The sequence below is a fragment of the Paenibacillus sp. 3LSP genome (assembly GCF_032465655.1).
GTDB classification, from domain to species: Bacteria; Bacillota; Bacilli; order Paenibacillales; family Paenibacillaceae; genus Fontibacillus; species Fontibacillus barengoltzii.
Genome location: NZ_JAWDJI010000178.1, coordinates 1 through 22,099, shown reverse-complemented (window position 1 = coordinate 22,099; position 22,099 = coordinate 1). Strand labels below are relative to the sequence as shown.

The 22,099-nt window shown below is 54.6% G+C and carries 19 protein-coding genes; 2 read left to right on the top strand and 17 right to left on the bottom strand.

Going from position 1 to position 22,099, the window contains the following annotated elements:
- Nucleotides 1-206 precede the first annotated feature (206 nt).
- From RW092_RS15025 to yabP, 17 genes are all read right to left on the bottom strand, one after another.
- On the bottom strand, nt 207-1,160 hold the full coding sequence (locus RW092_RS15025; protein ID WP_016314670.1) for a serine/threonine protein kinase: 954 nt from the start codon (nt 1,158-1,160) through the stop codon (nt 207-209).
- Nucleotides 1,132-1,875, bottom strand: coding sequence for a vWA domain-containing protein (locus RW092_RS15020; protein WP_016314671.1), 744 nt, complete (start codon nt 1,873-1,875; stop codon nt 1,132-1,134). Before RW092_RS15020 ends, RW092_RS15025 begins: the two co-directional genes overlap by 29 nt.
- A gap of 202 nt (nt 1,876-2,077) precedes the next feature.
- Nucleotides 2,078-2,539 (bottom strand): hypothetical protein, encoded by a 462-nt coding sequence (locus RW092_RS15015; protein ID WP_316010589.1) that lies wholly within the window; start codon nt 2,537-2,539, stop codon nt 2,078-2,080.
- A gap of 44 nt (nt 2,540-2,583) precedes the next feature.
- Complete coding sequence (locus RW092_RS15010; RefSeq protein ID WP_085279740.1) at nt 2,584-3,549, bottom strand: ABC transporter ATP-binding protein; 966 nt, start codon at nt 3,547-3,549, stop codon at nt 2,584-2,586.
- Entirely contained in the window at nt 3,542-4,525 is a 984-nt protein-coding gene (locus RW092_RS15005) for an ABC transporter ATP-binding protein (protein ID WP_085279739.1), read from the bottom strand. Before RW092_RS15005 ends, RW092_RS15010 begins: the two co-directional genes overlap by 8 nt.
- A 12-nt stretch (nt 4,526-4,537) precedes the next feature.
- The gene (opp4C, locus tag RW092_RS15000; protein WP_316010588.1) at nt 4,538-5,479 is read right to left on the bottom strand and encodes an oligopeptide ABC transporter permease; all 942 of its coding nucleotides are present in this window, start codon (nt 5,477-5,479) and stop codon (nt 4,538-4,540) included.
- A 17-nt stretch (nt 5,480-5,496) separates the two neighbouring features.
- A complete protein-coding gene (locus tag RW092_RS14995; protein ID WP_028539657.1) occupies nt 5,497-6,450 on the bottom strand; it encodes an ABC transporter permease in 954 nt (317 codons plus the stop codon).
- 81 nt (nt 6,451-6,531) lie between these two features.
- Nucleotides 6,532-8,286: an ABC transporter substrate-binding protein gene (locus RW092_RS14990; RefSeq protein WP_316010587.1), complete on the bottom strand. Its 1,755-nt coding sequence runs from the start codon at nt 8,284-8,286 to the stop codon at nt 6,532-6,534.
- A 233-nt stretch (nt 8,287-8,519) separates the two neighbouring features.
- Nucleotides 8,520-9,431 carry an ArsR/SmtB family transcription factor gene (locus RW092_RS14985; protein WP_316010586.1) on the bottom strand — a complete coding sequence of 304 codons (912 nt, stop codon included), beginning with the start codon at nt 9,429-9,431 and terminating at the stop codon, nt 8,520-8,522.
- 394 nt (nt 9,432-9,825) lie between these two features.
- Entirely contained in the window at nt 9,826-11,496 is a 1,671-nt protein-coding gene (locus RW092_RS14980; RefSeq protein WP_316010585.1) for a class I adenylate-forming enzyme family protein, read from the bottom strand.
- A gap of 13 nt (nt 11,497-11,509) precedes the next feature.
- On the bottom strand, nt 11,510-12,763 hold the full coding sequence (gene fabF, locus RW092_RS14975; protein WP_316010584.1) for a beta-ketoacyl-ACP synthase II: 1,254 nt from the start codon (nt 12,761-12,763) through the stop codon (nt 11,510-11,512).
- Complete coding sequence (locus RW092_RS14970) at nt 12,756-13,229, bottom strand: acyl-CoA thioesterase (protein WP_316010583.1); 474 nt, start codon at nt 13,227-13,229, stop codon at nt 12,756-12,758. Before RW092_RS14970 ends, fabF begins: the two co-directional genes overlap by 8 nt.
- A gap of 174 nt (nt 13,230-13,403) precedes the next feature.
- Nucleotides 13,404-15,914, bottom strand: a complete 2,511-nt coding sequence (spoIIE, locus tag RW092_RS14965) for a stage II sporulation protein E (protein WP_316010582.1) — start codon at nt 15,912-15,914, stop codon at nt 13,404-13,406.
- A 399-nt stretch (nt 15,915-16,313) separates the two neighbouring features.
- Nucleotides 16,314-16,784 carry a S1 domain-containing RNA-binding protein gene (locus RW092_RS14960; protein WP_016314684.1) on the bottom strand — a complete coding sequence of 157 codons (471 nt, stop codon included), beginning with the start codon at nt 16,782-16,784 and terminating at the stop codon, nt 16,314-16,316.
- Nucleotides 16,785-16,908: 124 nt separating this feature from the next.
- Nucleotides 16,909-17,172 (bottom strand): FtsB family cell division protein, encoded by a 264-nt coding sequence (locus tag RW092_RS14955; protein WP_244268384.1) that lies wholly within the window; start codon nt 17,170-17,172, stop codon nt 16,909-16,911.
- A 112-nt stretch (nt 17,173-17,284) separates the two neighbouring features.
- On the bottom strand, nt 17,285-17,872 hold the full coding sequence (gene yabQ, locus RW092_RS14950; RefSeq protein WP_016314686.1) for a spore cortex biosynthesis protein YabQ: 588 nt from the start codon (nt 17,870-17,872) through the stop codon (nt 17,285-17,287).
- Nucleotides 17,869-18,150 (bottom strand): sporulation protein YabP, encoded by a 282-nt coding sequence (yabP, locus tag RW092_RS14945; RefSeq protein WP_009226328.1) that lies wholly within the window; start codon nt 18,148-18,150, stop codon nt 17,869-17,871. The genes yabQ and yabP overlap by 4 nt, the downstream gene beginning before the upstream one ends.
- Nucleotides 18,151-18,309: 159 nt before the next feature.
- On the opposite strand from yabP, the gene RW092_RS14940 reads away from it, so the two are divergent.
- Both RW092_RS14940 and hydF read left to right on the top strand, forming a co-directional pair.
- A complete protein-coding gene (locus RW092_RS14940) occupies nt 18,310-19,743 on the top strand; it encodes an aspartate ammonia-lyase (protein ID WP_316010581.1) in 1,434 nt (477 codons plus the stop codon).
- Nucleotides 19,744-19,758: 15 nt separating this feature from the next.
- Nucleotides 19,759-21,012: a [FeFe] hydrogenase H-cluster maturation GTPase HydF gene (gene hydF, locus RW092_RS14935; protein ID WP_316010580.1), complete on the top strand. Its 1,254-nt coding sequence runs from the start codon at nt 19,759-19,761 to the stop codon at nt 21,010-21,012.
- Nucleotides 21,013-22,099 lie beyond the last annotated feature (1,087 nt).

The window sequence follows — 22,099 nt, the reverse complement described above, 5'->3', positions numbered from 1 at the left end:
TGGTAGACTGCATAGTATCAGCTCTCCTTTGCTATGTAGCTCTGAAATGGTTTGGTTTATACTACACTATCCATTTTAACCTACGAGATGTAGCAATTTGGAGGGCTGTCTTTGTTTTACGTTCATCTTAGCTAGAATCGGAGGAAGTCCAATGACGAGTGAATAGCGTCTCTGGTGTCCGTTAGCTGAGGAAGGCAGCGGCCAACCTAAAACCGGAAAGTTAAATAAAGCGCACAGGCAAGCAAGGTCAGCGATACCGCAAACGCCCCGACGATCCATCCCGGGGTCCCAGGCCGCGTCCGGCGCCGCGGAGTGATACGGCGAGTGACTATCTCCTTCCATAACCGGCACGCTTCCGCTGTATCGCTGAACTCCCCGTGCAGCGCCCGCTTCAGCCAAGCGCGATACGGCGCCAACGCCTCATGTCCATCGACGATGGCTAGAAGATCGCTCCGGCTGCGCGTCTGCGGCAGCTGAGTCGCTGCCTTCTTCAGTGCACTCTCAGCAAGCATATGAATGCAGACGACCGCGAAGGAGAACCAGTCATACGCAGGATCTGCCGTACGGCTTCCCGCTCCCCAGAAGCCGCGGTCGTACCACTCTGTGAACTGCTTGACGCTGTGCCCTTCACTGGTCACGCCGCCGTAATCAATCAGCTCGACCTCGCCATAAGCCCCTACGAGCACGTTCTCCGGCTTAAGGTCACCAAACACCCAGCCGGAGCGGTGCAGCTGTCCGAGCTGTTGCAGTAGTTGAAGGCCGGCCACGTCCAGCCAGCGCGGGCCCCGACGAGCCAAGAAGGCGCGCAACGGTTCCCCTTGCACATAGCGCATAACGTAGAAAGGAATCTCCCTTCCCTGGTAAGTGAAATCGTCCACCTCCACCAGGTAATTGAGATCCCGTTCCGCCGCCCCCCGCCGCCGGCCTTGACGCTGCAGCGCTTTCAGCACATTAACTTCCGATTGAATATCCAGCGTATCAAAGCCCAGTTTCAGAGCGTATAATTTTCCGTTTTTCTCCCGTTTCACCAGGAATACAACGCCGTTAGCCCCTTGCCCGAGCAGACGCTGGATCACATACCGGCCGCCATTCCAGCGTCCGATAATCCGCGTTCCCTGCGGCAGGGAAATCTTAGACGACGTAGTCGCCGAGGATTCCATCTTGTCCCTCCGTCTTCTCACGCCAAGACTTACCATGTTCATTCAGTGTACCATATCGCATAAAATCCATCACCTTCAGAAGCGCAGGTCCCGTTGGCGTAGCCCCTCTCATGACGAGGCGTTGGAAGATCGAACGAGCCGATCCCAGATCGCTGGTCCAATCCATATCCAGAACGGCATCCTCTCCGCTATGGGCTCCGGGAAAATGGAAGACCGCCAGTTGACTCTCCCCTTTCCGCGAGCTCAAGCTCAGCATCATATCTCGAATCGCTTCCTCCACGGCCCGAAGCTTCGGCTTCATGCTGGCGCTGGCATCAATCAGAAGCGCCACCTGCAGCGAGCTGTTCTCACTCAGCTCATCGATCACCTCAACGACCTGGGAGCGCTGCTCCGGCGGCAAGTCACTCACCGTCTGATCGCCGAGGATCTGCCGAATCTCTTTATGGACCGCCTGTTGAATCGTCTGAACGACCGTTTTGCGCGTCATCATCTGCATTGTCTGCGCCAGGTTCTCGGTGCCGACAATCCGGCTCATCCCGCCGCCAGCCTTGGCGATTTCAGCGATCTCCTGACTCCCCAGCTCGCCAATCGTACCGTAATCGACAATCCCTACCACATTGACCGTGATTCCTTCCTGCCTTGCCAGCGCCGCAGCCATCACCGGACTTTCCCCGACATTCGAACACCCGTCCGTAATCAACATGATCTGTTTCATCGCATCATCCCGCCCTTCAAATAGATAGAGTTGAACATTCTCGTATCTATCATTTCCAGCTAGGATAGAATTCAAACCAGTTGTACGAAGAAAGACCCGGCCCGGGCCTCATCTCTTGCCGATCCCCCGAATTTTATACTTTCTCATATCTACAAAAAGAAAGGAACTTAAGGCCGCCGCCTTAAGTTCAATAGAATGCAAATCAATCTGCATATTTGTGTTCAATGCGCATTTCGAGAGTTCCCGTATCCGGGTCCTCCTGATCAATCAAAATCTCCCAATAGTCAGGAGCCAAAGCTCTGAGTTGCTGGTAAGCTTCCCGATGCAATCTAACGCCAGCAAAGCGGTTGTTGTCAAAAACATAATCCCGCTCCGCCTGCAACCCGAATTTGATCTCCAGCAAGCTTCGCAGGCCGCCTACGGTCATAAATTTAAATCGGTAGCCTTCTGATAGGGCAATCTTCACCTCATCCAAATGCTCCTGGAGGTATTCCACAAATCCGCCCCACTGCAGCTCCGGGTCTACTCGTTGCTGCAATTCATCGGCGTCCTTACGCTCCAGCAGCTCCATGAGCTCCGCCCCTTGGATGCCCTTCGCCTGAATCCTCTCTAATCGCAGCGCATAGAGCTGCGGCAAGCTGGTTTTTGGTGGTGTCAAAAGCATGACCTCCCTAACTATATAACTAATTCGCTCTACTCTACCTCACACTATACCAAATGGCACGCCACAAAATGCCCTCCGCCCATGTCGCGGAATTCCGGTACCCGCTGCTTGCACTCTTCCGTAGCAAACGGGCATCTCGTATGGAATTTGCAGCCCGAAGGCGGGTTCGCCGGACTCGGAATATCACCCTTCAAAATAATCCGCTCCCGCTTCATGCGCGGAATCGGCAGCGGCACCGCAGAGAGCAGCGCTTTGGTATAGGGGTGCAACGGATGGCGGAATAATTCATCCCGCGAGGCCATTTCAACCATTCCGCCCAAATACATCACCCCAACCTGTGTGCACAGATGCTCCACAACGCTAAGGTCATGCGAGATGAACAAATACGTAAGCCCGCGCGTCTCCTGCAGCTTACGGAACAGGTTGATGATTTGCGCCTGAATCGATACGTCCAGTGCAGAGACCGGCTCATCGGCAATCATCAGCTCGGGGTTAAGAATCAGCGCACGAGCGATCCCGATCCGTTGACGCTGTCCGCCGGAGAATTCGTGCGGATACCGATCAATATGATAGGAGGACAGCCCGCAGGAAGCCAGCACCTCCAGCACCCGGTCGCGGATTTCCGCCTTCGGCAGCAACCCGTGGTCGAGCAAAGCTTCACCGATGGCATCGCCCACCCGAATTCGGGGATTCAAGGAACCATACGGGTCCTGAAAAATCATCTGCAGCTTGGGTCTCAACTGGCGAAGCTCTTCATCCCCCAGTGAGTAAAGGTCCGTGCCCTTAAACAGAATGTCGCCGTCCGTCTTCTCCGTCAAACGAACGATGCTGCGACCGACCGTACTCTTCCCGCTGCCCGATTCTCCCACCAGACCGAAGGTTTCCCCAGGCTGAATGGCGAAGCTAATGTCGTCCACCGCCCTCACCTGTCCGGTCGTCCGCTGCAGGAGCCCTGTTTTAATTGGAAAATACTTCTTCAAATGCCGTACTGTCAGCAGCGGCTCACCCATGGCGCTTCTCCTCCTCATACAACCAGCAAGCAGCTTTCTGGCCGCCTCCAAGCGATTTCAACGCCGGCTCTTTCGTGCGGCAAATCTCCATGCAATGCGCGCAACGGTCCTGAAAATAACACGAAGGCTGCAAATCGAGCAGATTTGGCACTTGGCCTGGAATAGAAAACAGCTCATCCTGACGCTGTCCGAGCACCGGCTTCGACTTCAACAACCCTTGCGTGTAAGGATGCTTCGGCGATTCGAATAACGCAGTCACTTCCCCTTCCTCCACGACTTTGCCAGCATACATCACGACCACGTAATCAGCCATTTCTGCGACGACACCAAGATCATGGGTGATCAGCAGAATCGACATGTCGGATTCCGCCTTAATTTGCCGCAGCATATCGAGGATTTGGGCTTGGATCGTTACGTCGAGCGCCGTCGTTGGTTCGTCCGCAATCAGCAGCTTCGGCCGGCAGGAGATGGCGATCGCAATCATAATCCGCTGCAGCATCCCGCCGCTCAGCTCATGCGGGTAACTCTTCATAATCTGCTCCGGCCGAGAGATCCCAACCTGTTCAATCAGCTCGAGGGCCCGCTGGCGAGCTTCCTTCTTGCTCAGCTTCAAGTGAAGCACCATCGGCTCGATTAACTGCTCTCCGATCGTCAGCACCGGGTTCAGCGAAGACATCGGCTCCTGAAAAATCATCGCGATCTCATGTCCGCGAATGGCGCGAAGATGATGTTTATCTAAAGACAACAGATCGGTATCGCCAAATTGAATTCGTCCGCCGATCTCCACCTCGGGGCCGTTTTGCAGCAAGCCCATAATTGACATCGCCGTCACGCTCTTGCCGCAGCCCGACTCACCGACGATACATACGGTTTCCCCCGGCTTGATCCGCAGACTGACTTCATCAACCGCTTTGATCCGTCCTTCTTCAGTATGAAAATGCGTGCTCAGCCGGTCTATCTCCAGCAAAGTTGACATAAGCTATTCCACCTACCTGTTCGTTTTCGGATCCAGCACGTCTCGCAGCCCGTCGCCAAACAAATTGATCGCAATGACGGTGGCAAAAATAGACAGCCCCGGCGGAATCCACAGCCAAGGATGCTGCTGGAAGTCGATCAAATTATTTGCGGCGTCAATCATATTGCCCCAGGTCGGCGTCGGCGGCATCACGCCCAGCCCAAAGAAGCTGAGCACCGACTCGCTAAGGATCGCTCCGCCGATGTTCAGCGTAGCGATGACGATAATCAGCGGCACGAGATTCGGCAGCAGTTGATGGATTAGCTTACGCCGGTCACGAAGCCCCAGCACCACCGCCGCCTGCATGAATTCGCGCTCTCGCAGGCTAAGCATTTGCCCGCGGATCATCCGCGCCAGCCCCGGCCAGTTCACCAGACTGAGCATGATCATGACGATGTACATACGGTAATCGGTCGGCACCTTCCACTCCGATAACAGCGCGCCGGCAATGAACAGCAGCGGCAAACCGGGAATCGTTAACAGCAAGTCGGCAAGCCGCATAATGACTTGGTCCACAATCCCGCGATAATACCCGGCAATCGCACCAAGCAGCGTGCCCAAGAAGACGGACAATACCATAGATACCAAGCCGACCGTCAGCGAAATACGCCCAGCCTGCAGGACCCGGGTTAGTACGTCCCGTCCCAGCTTGTCGGTCCCCAGCCAATGCTGCCAGCTCGGCGGCTTGTTCATCATCGACATCTGAATTTTGTTATCCGCATACGGCGAGAACAACGGACCTAAGAAGCAGGCAAGAAACATAAAAACAACAACAACGAGGCCTGACATGGCCAGTTTGTTGCGAAGCAGTCGGCGCAGCGATTGCCGCCACAGCGACGGCTTCTTGGACACGGCGGTACGAGCAGCCTCTTGTCCCGGGCCCGGCTTCGGCAAATGTTCTGGAATTGAGTTCATGGTTGCTTAACCCCCTATTACAACCGAACGCGCGGGTCGGCGATATGGTACAGCAAGTCCGATAACAACGTCCCGATCACGGTCAAGATTGCAATCAACATCGTAAATCCCATTAATAACGGATAATCTCGAACGGAAAAAGAAGACATGTATAATTGCCCAATCCCCGGCCAGTTAAAGATTTTCTCAATGATGAGCGAACCGCCAAACAACGCAGGCAGCTCAAACCCCACCAGCGTGATCGCCGGAAGCAGCGCATTGCGCAGCGCATGGCGGTAGAGCACCTTGCTTTCCTTCAACCCTTTGGCCCGGGCCGTTCGGATATAATCCTGCTTGATCACATCAATCATGTTGGTCCGGAAATAACGGGTCAGCGAACCGACACCCAGAATGGTCATAACGATCACCGGCAGGGTCATATGGTGAATCACTTCTTTTACGTAAGCCAGTCCAGTAGCATTGCTCCCCGTTGTGATCATCCCGCCTGGCGGCAGCCATTTCAAATCAACCGCAAGAATTTTAATCAGGAACAACCCGATGAAGAAAGACGGCAGCGACATCGCGGCGAAGATCAGCACCAGCACCAGCGTGTCGAACCAGGAATACTGCTTGTAAGCCGAAATTACGCCAACGATCACGGCAATAAACCAAGTGAGGAACGTCGACACTGCCGCCAGCAGGAACGAGTTCCAGATATAGTCGTTAAACAACCCCAGTACCGGCTTCTGTTGGGCTAACGAATAGCCGAAGTCGCCATGAAAAGCATTCTTCATCCATATGAAGTACCGCTCTAATAGCGGCTTGTTCAAGCCATAGATTTCCCGCAGCTCAGCCTTGCGCTCCGGCGTCAGCTTGATGTTCCCGCTGATGAAGTCGCCGGGCGTCAGCGCGTACAGGCAAAAGATCAGCAGCGAGGCTGCCAACAGAATCGCCACCATATAAATCAATCGTTTGGTGATATAGGCGCTCATCGCGTCGCACTCCTTAGACGAGCCATCCCCTCGCATGCAAGGCACACGAGGGGAGCGGCTGATTTTTCAAAGATTTAAATTCTATTCCAACGACCAGTTCGGCAAGCTGGAGGACAGGCCGGTAAACGGACTGACCGTCAGGTTTTGAATACGGCCGTTATAGGCGTATACGGTCTTCTTATAGCTCGTGAAGATAATCGGCAACTCGTCGTTCAGCAGCTGGAACAGCTCTTTATAAATCGCTTTGCGTTGCTCGATGTCACTGGTGCTCAGCGCTTTGTCGTACAGCTCCTTGACCTTCGGATTATCGTAGCCTTTGATCTCGCCATCCACGAATTGCAGGACGCCGTCGGACGGGTCGGCGAGCATTGGAGTAGAGAAGGAAGCCATATCGTAGTCGCCGCCTTCAACCTTGGAGACTAACGCGTTAAAGTCCGCGAATACCTCCGGCTGGAAGTTAACGCCGATTGCCGCGAAGTTCTCCGTCGCTACAGCAATAAAGACGTCGGTTTGGGCGTTCTTGGAACCAAGGAAATGGATCGTCAGCTTCTGACCGTCCTTCTCACGGATACCGTCTGCCCCTTTCACCCAACCGGCTTCATCCAACAGCTGATTGGCTTTGTCCGGGTCATAGACATATTGGTTGATGCCTTCTTCCGTGTAAGCCCAGGAAATAGGCGAAGCTGGAATGTTGGCGACTTGCCCTGCGCCTTGGTTCGCTTCCACGTAGATGCTTTGGCGATCCAGACCATACGTCAGCGCCTGTCTCACTTTCTTATCCTTCAAAGCTTCATGCTCCAGATTTAATTGCAGATAACCATAAGTGCTTGGGGTATACGGCAGAATGTTAACGAAGCCCATGCTTTTCAGCTTGTCTATGTTCTCGGTTGTAGCACTGAAGGAAGCGTAGTCCACTTCACCGGTCTCCAGATACTGCCATGTGTCCCCTTCAGAGGTTTTATAGATAAACTTCTCGGTTTTTGGCTTACCCGCATAGTAGTAAGGGTTGGCGACATAGCGCACCTCTTGCCCCGGAATGAACTTCTCCAAGATATACGGGCCGTTGCCGACTGGCTTCTCGTGCAGCTTCTTAATGTAATCGAGCTGACCAAACTTGTAGTCCTTCCCATAGTAGGCTTTAGACAGAATATCGCCGCCAAGCAGCACCAGCGCCGTTGCATTTGGTTGCTCCAGCGTAACCGAGATGGTCTGAGAATCTTTCACGGTAATGCCGGAAATGCTGTCCGCTTTCCCTTCCTTGTAGGCTTCGCCGCCAACGATATGTAGCGTAGGAATTTGGGAGTCCCCATCGTAAGCTTTGTCATGCAACAGTGTCCAAGTAAAAGCCACATCGTCCGCCGTCATTGGCGAACCGTCGCTGAACTTCAAGTCCTTACGCAGATGGTACGTATACGTCAGCTGATCATCGGAAACCTCCCAGCTTTCAGCGAGGCCCGGAGTTGGCAGTCCCTGGTCATCCACCGTCACCAGCGGCGTATAGAGCAGCGACGACACGTTGCCGTCATATCCGCTCTGCTGGAAGTACGGCGTAAACGCACCGCTTGGGTCGGTCAAGCCAACGATGATTGTATCCGTGCGTTCCTTGGCGATCGCCGGCAGCTTGGACATATCGCTGGCTGGAATGAACTGCAGCTCTCCTCCAGTCTCCGGACCTGCGTTGTTGGCACCAGCCTCGCTTTGGCCGTTACCCGCCTGTGCCGAGGCCGAATCCGTTCCTTGCCCTGCATTGCTGCCCCCGCCGCAGGCCGTAAGGGCCAAAGCCCCGGTCAACAATAAGGTTAATAGCGCAGTCACTCGTTTTCTGTTCATTTGCATGATTCTCTCCCTCCGTATTGTCTTTTTTCAGGTGCAACCTTACAATAGACGTTAATTCCGATGTGTTAAGTGGAGTTTTAACGCTCCTATTATACGATCGGGCCGCTGTTCTGTAAATAGAGAACTTAATATTTTTTCTTTATTCAGAGAATATAGCATTTATGCCACAAAAAAAAGACCCTGTTCCGTTCGCACGGAGCAGAATCCTTATGACTGCCAGGACTGGCACTGTTTTAGTTTACGATATAATCAACTAATTTCTGGTGCATCACATCCAGCATTTCCGGACGCAAGCTGTATTCGGAGATCGTTTCCCCATCGACATGGGCACGGATAAAGCCGCCGCTGCGAAGCTTGGACACATGATCATGCGTAATCCCCTTGGAGATTTGCAAATGACGGACGATCTCCGTAAACGTTCGAGGGCCGCCGCTCAAGAATCGCAAAATTTTCAACCGGCTCTGCTCGGCGAGCGCCCGGATCATCCGGTAGTCATGGGGGGGGAAATCCGTCTCGTCACCCAGATAGAACCGTGCCGAATAATGACACAACGTGATCCGGCCAAAATGATAAATAATGTTCATCGGCTGAAAATGATATTGCGGCACAAGAACCAGCTTTTCCAGCCCTTCTTTTGGCAGAAACGTGAGTCCGTTCGTCGTCTTTTCAATGAATGCTGACAGCTCGGTCTGGCGGGCCAGCTCCGCTGCACGCGTCTGAGCCTCGGAACGCAGTCCCTCAATCACTTCCGGCGACTGCTTACGGAAATATTGCTCGTGCCAATTGGACAACATGAATAAGGTACGGGAGCGGTACTGTCCCATATCCTTTGGAAATTGCTGGCTGTACACTGCGATCAGTTCATACAGATCTCCTGGCGTCTTCTCTTCCAACCAGGCCAGAAACTCCTCGGGGGATGCTCCTTCCGGGCACAAGTAAGCTAGCAAATACGTGATTTTCCAATCGCTGTCCACGTCCATATCGTTGAGAGTGGAGCTGAAATCCGGCGTAATTCGAGATAACGTATCCTTCACCCATACCGGACTCAAGTCGATTTTTTTATGTGATTTGCGGCATATCATCGTATGTAGGCTGCTGAGTAGTTCGTACCGGGGTTCAAAAGTGACATCCACGCGGTAATCCAATATTCAACTCCCCTTTCTCACCCCCTATTATAACGTGCTTCCCCCCCGTTCAGCCAAAACAAGATTGTTCCGCCAAAAAAAAAAGAACCTGAGGTTCCCACCTCAAGCTCTTGTCTAAACCACGCCCTCGACTTATGCGCTATATGCACCACAACTGTCGTATTTGCGCCGTTGCCGCCACGAGATGTAAAAGTACAGTTCATTTTGGTCAAAATCACCCTTTGGCGCCTGCCATAATGTAAAATTGCAGTTTATACTCGCAGATAAGTCGTTCTTTGGGCATATTGCGCTTTTTTAGATGCACTTTTGCATTTGATCCCACGAAAAAGCCGGTTTTCCACACAAGTGAAATGTATTTTTGCAGTTAGAACATCAATTTTAGAAAGCACCGGCATTAATGCCGCTCGAGCCGGCCTTCTTTTTGGTCTTCCAACGCCATGTTTCTTACGATAAAATGACGCTTTTTCCCCGTTGCCGTATACGGCAGCTCATCGATAAATCGATAGAAGCGGGGCCGCTTGTAAGCCGCTAACATCGGATGCTCGCTGCAATATTTATGCAATTCTTTGGCGGTTAGCGATTCGTCGTTTTTGATCACGTAGGCGACGACGGATTCGCCGCGCAGCTCGTCCGGCACGCCGACAACCACCGTTTCTTTCACCTTCGGATGCTGGTTGAGTACATCCTCAATTTGCACCGGGTGAATATTTTCGCCGGACGACACGATCATATCGTTTTTGCGTCCGGCGATGGTGACAAACTCGTTTTCGTCCCATGTTCCCATATCGCCGATATAGATCCAGCCTTTGTAGAAGACCTTCTCGCTTTCACCGGGATTATTGATGTAGGAGTACGTTGTTTTCCCGGGGGCTTTCACGATAATTTCGCCCACTTCGGTGCCATCCTTGGCGACATGTTCATGCGGCTCCGCTCGGCGGTCCGGGAACACTTTCACCACGGCGACTTCGTCGTCGGTGCAGGCGCGTCCGGCAGAACCGGCCATTTCCGGCAAGTCGTAAGGGCGCAGGAACGTATTCCAGAACGCTTCCGAAGTCCCGTAGCCGTTAAAGATGTTCTTCGTCAGCACCTGCTGATATTTAATGCAATCCGCCCCGGACAACGGCGCCCCCATCGTGACAATGCCTTTGAGCCCGGACAGATCGGCATTCTCTTTCAGTTGCGTATCATGCAGCATCTTCAGCATTGGCGGTGCCCCGATCAGGAAGGTCAGTCCGTATTTGGCCACGTACTCCAGCACCGTTTTCGGATGGAAGTAGCGGAGAATGACCATTTCGCCGCCGACATAAAGCGTTGGCGTTGGTCCGCCGGAATGCAGGCCGCCGCGGTGGAACCACGGGCTCATATTCATCGTTTTGTCGACCGGGCTGAGTGGAAAATGCATCGCGACATCATGAGCCGAGAGCACTTCGTTGATATTGTTCATCGGTACGCCCTTTGGCATCCCCGTCGTCCCGGAGGTATACAAGCGGGTGACCTCATCATAAATATGCGAAGGCCGTTCGATCGGCGGATTTTCCACAGGCTGCTGCTTCACGTAATCCGAATATAAAATATGACCCTGCGGCGCTGTTTTCGTGCCGGTATAATCGACCATGATAATCCGGCGCGGCCGATGGCGGGCCATTTCCAGCGCCCGTTCGGCGGTTTCTTGAATTTCTGCGTCATAGATATATACTTGAGGTTTGCTGTCATCAAGGATATGGGCGGTTTCGCCGGGGGACAGTTTAAAGTTGATCGGGCAATTGATCGCGCCCAGCTTTTGCGGAGCCAGATAGCTGAACACGAATTCCGCTGAATTCAACAGCTGATACAAGACCACGTCGTTTTTGCCGATGCCGTCCCCGATCAGCGCATGGGCGAGACGATTGACCTCCTCGTTCAGCTCTGTATAAGTCCAGGTTCGTTCTCGCAGCGGACAAGTTAATGCCGGACGGGTCGCGGACCGGTGCACGTTCCGCATAAAACCGTTGATATAAGTGAACTCATGTTCAAACGTATCTTTAAACATCCGTACATCGTACGTAAATTGGTTGATCGTCTCCATCGATGGATCCTCCCTATCTTCGTGGATTTGCACTTCCGTTATATTCGCCCACAATGAGCGACGAGTTCTGGCCGCCAAAACCAAAGGCGTTCGACATCGCCATCCGTACCCGGGCGGCTCGTGGCCGGTTCGGAACATAATCAAGATCGCATTCCGGATCCGGATGCTCGTAATTTAACGTTGGCGGCACGATACCTTCCCGAATCGCACCGATGCAAGCAATCAGCTCCGTCACTCCGCCGGCGCCCATTAGATGCCCGGTCGCTCCCTTGGTCGAACTAACAGGAATTCGTCCAGCGTGGTCACCAAAGACTGCCTTCAACGATTCCGTTTCAATCCGATCACCGAGCGGAGTTGAAGTGCCATGCGCGTTGATGTAATCGATATCGGCTGCGCCGACTCCGGCCTGCTCCAGTGCCATGCGCAAACAACGAATTTGTCCGCTGCCGCTTGGTTCCGGCGAGGTGACATGGTAAGCATCTGAACTGTTGGCGTAGCCGAACAGCTCGGCTTGAATCTCAGCGTCCCGCGCTTCGGCATGCTCTAGCGTCTCCAGCAACACCGCGCCGGCGCCTTCGCCCATCACGAACCCGTCACGGTCCCGCTCGAATGGTCGGCTGGCCCGAGACGGCTCTTCATTCCGTGTAGACAACGCCCGAGCTGCGGACAAGCCCGCCCCCATCAGCGCGGACAAAATCGATTCCGCACCAACAGCCAGCACGGCATCGGCTTGGCCCGAGAGCAGCAGCATCCGCGCCATACCAATCGCGTCTGCCCCGGAGGAGCAGGCGGTGTTGACGGTGAGGCTTGGCCCTTGGATGCCATGCATGATGGAGATGTGAGCCGCCGCAATATTGCCCAATATCTTCGGCACCAGATGAGGCGACACCCGATAGCTGCCGCTGCTAGTGATATGCTCCTGCGCCTGCGCCGCCGAGGAAATGCCGCCCAGCGCCGTACCTACCACGATGCCAATCCGTTCGGGGCGCGCCTTCAGCCGGCTGTTTTCCAGCGCTTCTTGCGCCGCAGCAAAGGCAAACTGCATAAAAATATCCGATTGTCCGACCAGCTTCCGCGGCATAAAGTCGGCCGGGTTAAAATCCTTCACTTCTGCGGCAATTTTCACGGGCATCGCTTCCGCGTCATATCGCGTAATCGCTGCCACGCCGCTTACTCCCGCAAGCAGTCCTTGCCAGTAGGCCGGAACGCCGATACCCACCGGCGTCACCGCGCCAGAGCCGGTAATCACTACTCTGCCGCTACGCATGGGTCGACCCTCCGCCCTCACGAACTTGTTCACTGCGTTGCCGGTGGGTTTCGGTTAACTGATTCCACAGCTCCGGATGCCGCTTCTCCAGGTTGACGGGCTGCCCATGCTCGTCCACATACGCATGGGTCGTCATCCCCTCAGCAGCCAGCACCCCGCCTTCCTTATACAGCTGATAGGAAAAAGCCATTCGACTTCGGGTCAATGAGCTGATCCAAGTGCTGAGCGTCACTCTTTCTTCGGGACGCAGCATTTTCTTATATTGGCAATCTGCCGTCAAGCAGACAAGCGAAATCCCTTGATGGTGAAAGGCGCTCATATAAGGCAGCCCATAAGACTCGAGCAATCTCATGCGTCCATTCGTAAACCAGTCAAAATTTTTCGCGTAATAGGAAATCCCCGCCGCATCGCAATCTCCCCAGGTCACAATCATGTCCAGGTCGTATCGTGCCTCTGTGCGATTCATTGTCATCCCTTCTTCCTAACGAAAAGTAAGTTAACCACCATAATTCTACTCCCATCGAACAAAGTTGAAAATATCAAAAAAATGTATTCCTTCCATATCCTTAAATCCTTGGATTCAACTCCATTCCTCGCACCTAAGAAAAAAGAACCTGAGGTTCTCACCTCAAGCTCTCGGTTAACTCACGGTACGCGGTCGCTCCAATCGGCTGATGCCGGGGATATGCAACGTAGCCCACTCTGGCTGCATATGATCGATATTCGCCACAACTACGGTCATATCATCATGAATGACGTTCTTCTGATACCGGATAACGGACTCCAGCAGACAATCGGCGATCTCTTGCGGATCCTCGGCCTGGATCTCTTGGATCAGCCGCTTGATCCACAGCTCCTTGTTCACCGCAGGGCCCGGCGCATCGTAGATGCCGTCCGTCATCATGATCAAGGTATCTCCCGGATAAAGCTGAACGGACACCAGATCAACCTCAATATCCTGGATGATGCCGATCGGCAGGTTGCTGGCCGTCACCGGGATGACCTCTGAACCTCGCTTGATGAAGCTTGGGGAGGAGCCGATCTTCATAAACGTTGTCCGCGCCGTATATTGATCAATCAGCGCCATGTCCACCGTCGCGTACACCTCATCGGGCGAACGCAGCATCAGAATCGAGTTCACCGATTTAATCGCCAGCGTCTCCTCCATGCCGGACTGCAACAGCTGCTCGAGGATGTTCAGCGCCGTACTGCTCTCCAGCCGCGCGCGCTCCCCGTTGCCCATCCCATCGCTGATCGCCACAGCGAACGTGCCGTTGCCCAGCTCCTTGGCGCTAAAGCTGTCACCGGAGAGCATGTCCCCGCCTTTCGCGGTGCCGGCAACCCCGGTCGTGATTTCAAACGCTTTCGCCGAGCCGAAGGTGACGGTCGCCAGGCCTTCTCTGCCTCCATGATGAATTTCATTCATGACTGCGATATGCTCGCCGAGGATATCGGACAGCAGCGGAGCAATAATCTTCCGGCATTCATCAAAACCTCGGGTGTACGCATGTACAATTTCGATCTCCACGTTCCCGTGATCCAGACTCACAATGTCGATGCTATGAATAGACAAGCCCATTTTCTCTAACGCTTCGCGGATTTGCTCCTCTTGCTTGTACATGGCTTGTCCTTCCCGTTGGATCTCCCGGGCCAGGTCCTCCATCACCTGCGAGACACCGGAGAGTTGCTCAGCCACCAACTGGCGGCTGTCGTAAATTTGCCGTTTCCAATGCAGATCGTGCTGATACAGATCGTACTCGTGTTTCATAATGTCCAACACCTGGTCGGTTTTCGCGCACATCTTCAACCATCTGGCCGGCAGCTCGTCCGGGGTAATGTCTGGCTTCTCCTCAATCGCGGTCATCATCTCCGTCATCAGCTTGTACGTCTGATAGAATCGACCCTCCCAGCAAGTATTCTTGCGGAAGCAGGTCGCGCAAGCGCCCTGGGTCACCGCGTTCATGAAATGGTCAATCTCCTCGCTGCGCTTTGCGATTTCCCCAGTGCTGGATACTTGTCCGAAGCTGCGCGCCAGCTGCTTGAAGACTTGGGAGAACTGCGCCACCCGGCCAGCTGTGATATCGCGTACCCGTTTGGCGTATTCATGCTGCGTTTTAGCATGCTCCTGTGTGCCGGGCACGTATTTGGCAATCACTTGAACCGTCTTTTTGGGGGTCAGCAGGAAGAATAGAACTGCGACGCAGCTCTCCCAAGTGGAGGACATCACATCCGCCGGGCCGGCAATATAGATGGACAGAATGGACGAACCGAGCAGCATGCCGAATCCGACCGCCCATTTCCGTCCTTCCCGGAGCATCCCGGCCAGCATCCCGGAGAACGCCAGCAAGCTCATTTGGTACAAGGCCGATGTATCAGCAAGGCTGAGAATCAAGCCGGTGATGACGCCAACCGAAGCGCCTAAAGGGGCACCGCCTGCCAAGGCGAACAGCAGGATCAGGTACCTCGACAACACGTGCTCCGCCGATAATCCTTGAATCTCCCATCCAACCGTACCGGTCATCACGGAAGCCAGCAGAATCACGAGGCACAAAATTTCCTCCCCGCGCAGCTGGTAATGCTTCTTCCGGTAAGTAAACACCGGGACCGCCTGAATGAAGACCAGCGTCAGTACGAAGCTGAGCAGCGCATCCATTACGGTCATCGCAAGTGTGTACCAAGTCAGGGAAGGGCCAATTACCGCCCCGAACATCCCAACGAAGAACGTACTCGTAAATACCATAATCGGCGCATAGGAGAGATCTGCCCGTTCAAAAGACTCCAGTCCCTTTTGTAACAAGGCGAAGATCAACAGCTCCACGGCGATTTCTATCGCATGAAGATGAGCCCCCGGCGGCGTCAACAACGCTCCGCCGACCATCGCCGCCCCCGCAAACCACGCGATATCCCGCCGCATGAAGCGAATCACCGCAAAGAAAGCGACGGCAAAAGGAGCCAGCTCGTCCAAGATCGTCGCCCGGCCCAGCAGGAAGCTCATCGCTAGAAGCAGTCCGGTCCACTTGTTGACCGCGAACAGCCGCCCAGCCCGCTGGATGATTGGCTGGTCTAGCAGCATCTTCCGCATCGCTCCCTTGTCCCATGCCTTCGCCTTTCTCATCCCTGGAAACAGGGTGACATTCCACTTATTCAACATCCTGGCACCGCCTTTTCCAAATTAGTAAGGTATGTCCCATTATAGGAGGCTAGAACCGGAAAGTTTGTCAGATATCGGAGCCGGTGCCAAAGAAATTTCCGACAAATTGAGAGAGAACGCCGACACCGCGCGAATCCAGGCCCCCCATAGCGATGGACCGCATCAGGGGTTTCTATGTTCGCATGGGAAATCCCAGGCTGTGTCTACGAACAAAGGCTATTTAAACGCGCTCCTCGTAAAAAACCGTAAGAACCTGTCGGCAAAAAGCCCAGAGGCGACAAAACCTGTTTAATCGCATAGGCAAAAGTCAACTTATGAAGATTGGGGCACGAAAGCAAACAAAAAACCGCAGGCGAGCGATTCGCCTACGGTGGGTTTGAGTAGTTAAATTTTCAGGGATTACATTCGTTTGGCTCCGCGACCTCCGCGTTTGCCTTCCGTATTCTTCTTCAACGAAGAAATGCGCTCCTCGCTGTCCTTCAGGAAACGAGAAACTTTGTCTTCGAATGAGGATTTGCTGGCTGGGGGCTTAAAAGAGCGTCCTCCCCGGTCCCGGTTAAATCCGCCGCCAGGACGGTCACCTCCGATTGGCCGGTCCGTTCTCGGTGCACGAGGCGGTCTGGCTTCGGCCGGTTTGTCAACAGCCTGCTTGATGGAAAGTCCGATCTTACCGTCCTTATCGACATTGATTACCTTAACGGTAACCGTATCGCCGATTTTCAGATGATCGTTAACGTCTTTCACGTAATTATCGGCGATCTCCGAAATATGAACGAGACCCGTGACACCTCCTGACAGATCCACAAATGCTCCGAAATGCGTGATGCCTGTCACTTTTCCTTCTAACTTGGTGCCCACTTCAATTGCCATAAAATAAAATGATCCTCCCTTAAAAATATACAGCCAGGCCTCGAAATCTTGACTGCGGTGATTTGATTATACCGAATGACTGAAACAAGGTCAACAGACGGATGTCCCGTCAACCCGCATGGGGTCAGTCATTTCCGGCTTCGGACTCGGATACCCGGACAGGGATTTCACCCGGTTTGTACAGACCATATTTCTTCATGGCAATTTGTCCAATGTATTCGGGGTCATTCAAACGGTCAATCTCATATTTGAGCTGGTTCAAGCTCTGCTCACTGGCTGCCTTGGCGGCTTGCCGCTCCGCCAGCTCTTGCGATTTGCTGCCGATCTCCCCGGCTTGCGAGATGTACGTATATCCGGCCCAGCTTAAAAACAGGACCATAAATCCCATCCAGATCCGCAACCTGCGCTTAGCGAAAGCAGATCCGTTTCCGGAAGATGAAGTTTTGTTCGATGGTTTCGGATTTGTCGACACTTCGCGCACCAAGGCACACCTCCCAGCCTTATTCCTTGTAGAACCAGCGTAATAGACGCAAAATGCGCTCTCGCCACACGACCGCTGAGCGCCGAATCTTGTCCACCCCTTGCGGAATCCGAAGTCTTGTCCATATAGGTCTAAGCACCCATACGAGCAGCTTCCAAATCGGCAACAAGGTGATCCGGCCTAGGAACAGCAGCACGATCCAAACGAATCCGAGCAGAACGCGGATCATTTTGACCAACCATTGTAACGGAGCGATGATGAAAATCTCGATCGTTCGTACGATAAACCGATAAAATTTGTTAGCTATCCTCATTAACATTAACACAAAACGCTCGGTGAGAGAACTAAGGAACAAAAAATAAATCCAAATACCTAAAAAAAGTCCTAAAAAAACATAGAACCTTAGTTCCCCATGGTTGCTGTGATACAACGTACGAAAGACGAATAAGGCGGCAGCCAACCAGTAGAGCAAATCGAGGGCATGGACACTCCAGCGGGGAAACCGGAGTTGTCCCGAGACGACGCGATAGCTGTCAAAGGCGATGCCCATGATCCCCCCGGATGCCAGCATCCAGAGCAGGGTCGCCCATTGTGTCTCCAAATTCATCGGAACAGCTTGCCGAGCAGGCCCTTACTGGACGAATTGGACCCCGGGTCCAAATACGAAAGCGAGTTCACCGTACCTTCGATGCTGACCAGTCCCTGCTCCAGGTTCAGGTTTTTGATATGTAAATTATGCCCTCGGATCGTCATCGCACCAAGTTCGGTTTGAAGTAAAAACTCCTCGCTGTCGAAGCTCTCCACATTGAGGACCCCTGTAATATCCAGCAGCTTGCGATTCAGCAAGTGCAGCTCCTGATGCTTGGCTTTATTTGGTTCGACCATGGCATGTACCCCTCCTTCTTATCCCTAGCTTATGGACGAAAAACCGTCTTTAGAACAAGTTCCTTCTAGGCTTTAGCGTGATCTTCTTTACTGTTTTCCGAAATCGCTTTCAACTACGATGGAGAGGAAGATATTGACATTTGTCGGAGGCGAACCCCAATGCGTCAACCATTCTCAAATGAACCCGATTCGGATCCAAAATATCGCATGGAGACCGACGCGCTAGGCCCCAAAGCGATCCCGGCAGAAGTCTATTACGGCATTCATACGGCGCGAGCGATCGAGAATTTTCCGGTCAGCGGGCGGCCCGTCCATCCCCGGCTGATCGAAGCGATCGCCGTGGTCAAGAAAGCGGCGGCGCGAGTGAACGGCCGGCTCGGCTTGATCCCGGCTGATGTGGCTTCGGCGATTGAGTGGGCATGCGACAAGATTGCGGGCAGTGCCTTGGCCGATCAATTCGTCGTGGATGCCCTGCAGGGCGGCGCGGGCACGTCCACGCATATGAACGTCAACGAGGTGGTCGCCAATTTAGCGATTGAACGGCTGGGCGGGACCAAAGGCGACTACCACCTGGTCCATCCGTTGGACCACGTCAACCGATGTCAATCGACCAACGACGTGTACCCCACCGCGCTCCGAATCGCGGCGATCCGGCTGCTGCGCCCGCTCAGCGACGCATACGCCTCCCTGCAAGAGGCACTGCAGGAGAAGGAGCGGGAATTCGCGGATGTGCTGAAGCTCGGGCGCACGCAGCTGATGGATGCCCTGCCGATGATGGCCGGCCAGGGGTTTGGCGCATACGCCAAGGCGGTCGCCCGCGACCGGTGGCGGCTGTACAAAGCCGAAGAGCGGCTGCGCGAGATTCATCTCGGCGGCACAGCGATCGGCACGGGACTCGACGCGCCGCGTGCTTACATTTTCCAAGTCACCGACACGCTGCAGGAGTTGACCGGGCTGGGCCTGGCGCGCAGCGAATTTCCGATGGACGGGACGCAGAATATGGACGTCTTCGTCGAGGTGTCCGGGCTGCTGAAAGCGGCAGCCGTGACGCTGTTCAAGATTGCCGGCGACCTGCGGTTGCTGGCGTCTGGCCCCGCCGGGGGCATCGGCGAGTACACGCTGCCCGCCGTCCAGGCCGGCTCGTCGATCATGCCGGGGAAGGTGAACCCCGTCATGGCGGAAATGGCCGGCCAAGCGGCCATGCGCGTGATCGCGAACGATGCCGCGATCACTTGGGCCGCCGCCGGCGGCCAGCTCGAACTGAACGCGTACGGCCCGCTGATCGCCGATTCCCTGCTGGAATCACTGGAGATTCTGGGGCGGGCCATGCCGCTGTTCGAGCAGCGCTGCATTCGCGGCATCGCCGTCAACGAGGGCGTATGCCGCGAGCATCTGCGGCGCTCCACCGTGCTCGCCACCGCGCTGGTCCCGCACCTCGGCTACGAGGCGGCAGCCGAGATTGCCGGGATCGCCCGGCGCGAGGGGCTGTCGGTGGAGCAGGTCGCTGTGAGCGGCGGCTGGCTGACCGCCGAACGCGCCGCGGACATCCTGAATCCGCTGCAAGTCACGAAGCCGGGCATCCCCGGCGAATAAAGGGGGATGATTTAGATGAGCCTGAACGCAACACCGCGCGGGGAGCGGATTCATATCGCCGTCTTCGGCCGAACGAATGTGGGGAAATCGAGTGTGGTGAACGCTTTGACGGGCCAGGAGACAGCGGTCGTCTCGCCGGTGCGGGGGACGACTACCGACCCGGTGTACAAAGCGATGGAGCTGCTGCCGCTGGGACCGGTGGTGCTGATCGATACCGCTGGCTTAGACGACGAAGGCGCGTTAGGTGAGCTGCGCAAGCGAAAAACACGAGAGCTGATCCACCGCGCCGACCTTGCCTTGCTGGTAATCGATGCGTTGGCGGGTCCCGATGATTTTTATCGGGGGCTACTGGCCGAGCTGAGGCAACGGAAGATCCCTGTCGTCGGCGTGGTGAATAAAGTCGACGCGCTGCTGGATGACGACGCGAGATCGGCTGCACTTAGCGATGTGAAGGTTATGCTCGGCCTTGAATGTGTTGCGTTCAGCGCGTTGAGTGGCCGCGGCGTGCCAGAGCTGAAGCGGGCCATCGTTGCGGCGCTGCCGCACGAGGAAGCGCGCTTCCGGCTCGTCGGCGACCTCGTGGCGCCGGGTGATCTGGTCGTGCTGGTCGTGCCGATCGACAAAGCCGCGCCCAAAGGCCGGCTGATCTTGCCGCAGCAGCAGACGATCCGCGACCTGCTCGAGAGCGATGCCATCGCCGTCGTGACGAAGGAGCACGAGCTCCGGACGACACTGGATCGGCTCGGGGCCAAGCCGCGGCTCGTCATCACCGACTCGCAGGCTTTCCTCAAGGCCGCTGCCGATACGCCGCGAGACGTGCCGCTGACCTCGTTCTCCATCTTGTTCGCCCGCCATAAAGGCGACCTTAACGAGCTCGTCCGGGGCGCACGGGCCGTGGAGAACCTCCGGGACGGCGACCGGGTGCTGATCGCAGAGGCCTGCACACACCATCAGCAGTCCGACGACATCGGCACCGTCAAAATCCCACGCTGGCTCCGGCAGACCACGGGCAAGCAGCTGCAGATTGAGCACATCTCCGGCTACAGCTATCCGCCGGACCTGTCCCGCTACGCGCTGATCGTGCATTGCGGCGCCTGCATGCTCAACCGCCGCGCTATGCTGCACCGCCTCAGCGAAGCCAAAGCTGCCGGCGTCCCGATCGTCAACTACGGCGTGCTGATCGCCTACCTGCACGGCGTGTTCCCTCGCGCGATCGAGCTCTTCCCCTCCGCCATGATGGCGTGGGAGGAGGCAGCTCGGGAGACATAGTCGCGGTAAGCGAATCGCGGTTGTAGTGAACGAGTCGCTGTCACGGGGAGGGAACCTTTGCTTCGCTGCCAGTGAAGGGCCCGTGATCGCTGTTGAAGCCAAGCTGGACTTCTAACGCTTGTCAGCAACGTTATTGGACTCAACCACGGTCCCCGGAACTCTAACGCTTACCAGCAACGCTATGGGGGTAACCGCAGCGCGCCTCACCTCTAACGCTTACCAGCAACGCTATTTTGCCCAAAACGAGGGATTTGAGAATCTAACGCTTATGCGAGAGCTTATTTGCCCATTTCGCCCTCGAAATGAGGTCATTTCACGCAAATAAGCTTCCTGACAAGCGTTAGAATTGAAATTTCCCTCTTTTCGCCCTAATAAGCGCTCTGGCAAGCGTTAGCCAAGGGGAGCGGCAGACGAAAGCAAGCGAACAAGCAAAATAGTTACTCCGAAAGCAAGATATGCAGGAGCCCCAGACGTCACAGCTCTGTAATGTGTATTAGGAGTTTGGCAGAGTTAGGCACAATTAGGCTTTGTTAGGCACATTAGGCGCAGTTTGGACCGGTTTAGCATGATTGGTGACGCAAGTAAGAGGAAACAGAAGCTTGGAGCAGTTATTAGTAGTTTCTGGACTCTGGAAGTTAGTGTCTTTTAGGCGCGCAATTAGGAGCAGCTAGACGCATTTAGGAGGAAATCGAACCAATAAGAGCAGTCAGGCACAGTTAGGAGCAGTTAGGAGCAGTTGCAGCTAGTAGTAGTTGTAATTAGTAATGGTTATCCGTAGTAATTAGTATCTGCAAAAAGTAACTTACGCGATGTCGGCGTCAATCATTGGCATAGAGAAATTCGCGAAGTAACTACAGAGTAACTACATTAGCATTAGCAACAACAAGGACACACGGGAAGAGCAACGGTAGAAACAGCAGCAGTGACAGTAGTAACAGCGGTGGTGAAGGTAGAGACTATAGTGAAGGTAACTAGTGTAACGAATTTGGAGTCCGTTGCTATGAACGTTTTTGTCAAGCCCTCGGTTTTAAATCTGCCTGAGCACGTGGCGCGAGAGCAAAAAAGCGAGCGACGGTCGGCACGCTGC